Source organism: Sphingobium sp. LMC3-1-1.1 (assembly GCF_040676285.1).
Lineage (GTDB): Bacteria > Pseudomonadota > Alphaproteobacteria > Sphingomonadales > Sphingomonadaceae > Sphingobium.
This window is the reverse complement of the sequence record NZ_JBEGHQ010000029.1, coordinates 1-1,326: the sequence shown is the minus strand read 5'-3', so window position 1 is coordinate 1,326 and position 1,326 is coordinate 1. Positions and strand designations below refer to the sequence as shown.

Here is a 1,326-nt window from a genome sequence, read left to right as displayed (position 1 = left end):
GTTCAGCTTCTCGGAGAGGGTGTGACGTAGCCGCGAAGAGATGTCGCAGGTAAGGCTGCAGTTTGGCTGGAACGGAGTGGTCGATACTGGAATAAAGCGCCTGCCACGACTGGATACCGCGCTGAGATCATCTAAGATCGTGCTTGATGACAAACTCGTCGAACAGTCCGAGCTCATAACCGTGTCCAATGTACCCAACCTCCTGGGCGTGACAGTCTTGAACGGCGCGTCTTTCGGGCGACAGCTCCCGCCCCGATCCTTGGAGACTATCCCGCCGTGATCACGGACCAGGAAGTTCAAACCTCGCTGTGCGTGACTGAGACCGTAGTTCCAGGGTATCCGCCCTCGGTTTCGACGGTGGCTTCCAGTTGATTGGCCAGTGCTTCGACAATGCTGGTGCCAAGACCCGGCCTGGCGTCCGCCAGCGACTCCGGTGTGCCCACGCCGTTGTCGCTGACTGACAATGTCCAGTTTGCTTCATGGGAGTGGTAATCGACCAGGATCTTGCCGCTGCGTTCGCCCGGGAAAGCATGCTTAAGCGCGTTAATCACCAGCTCGGTGACAATCAGCCCCAGACTGACCGAGATATCCGCGTTCACACTGCTGCCGTCGGCCGTAACCGCGATCGACAGTTGGTCATGATCGTGGATCATCGAAGCACCGAGGCTTTCGCAGAGTTGGGTGAAATAGCCACGCAGTTCGACATCGCCGAGCCTCGATGCCGCAAGCTGCTGTTGAAGGGTCGCGATCGACATTACCCGGTTGTGGGCGTCGTGGAGATGGCCTCGTGCCTCCTCGGATTGCACCCGCCGCGCGCTCTGCATGAGCACGCTGGCGATGATCTGGAGGCTGTTGGCAACGCGATGCTGGAGTTCCTTGAGCAGGATCGCCTTCTCGCGCAGCAGGTCATCCTTGAGTTTTTCGCTGATGCGCGCTTCGGTCACGTCGGAGATGGTCAGGAGCAGGCGAACCTGTTCGGTGTCGCCATAGTCGAGCTTCTGGGCATTGAGCATCAGCCGCCGTGGAGCGGCACCGCCCTTGAGGTCCATTTCATAAGCCTCGATCCTTGCATGACCGCAGAGCGTTGCGCTGAGCAGCGAGCGAAGCTGCGGTACGTCCCACTCACCGGCGCCGAGTTTGAATACAGGCCGTCCGGCCACGTTTTTCGGCACAAGAGCGAAGGCGGCGTAGAAGGATGAGCTGCCGGCTATCACGGTGAGATCTCCGTCGAGCAGCAGCGCAGGCGCGGTGGATGAGGCGAGGATCGCCAGCGCCAGATTGCGCACGACGTCAGGATGGATAACTCGGTTCACGATGATGCCCCTT

At 59.8% G+C, this 1,326-nt stretch carries 1 protein-coding gene; it reads right to left on the bottom strand.

Going from position 1 to position 1,326, the window contains the following annotated elements:
* Positions 1-296: 296 nt before the first annotated feature.
* On the bottom strand, positions 297-1,326 hold a 1,030-nt coding region (locus MRBLMC3_RS16145), incomplete at its 5' end, for a sensor histidine kinase (RefSeq protein ID WP_363830484.1).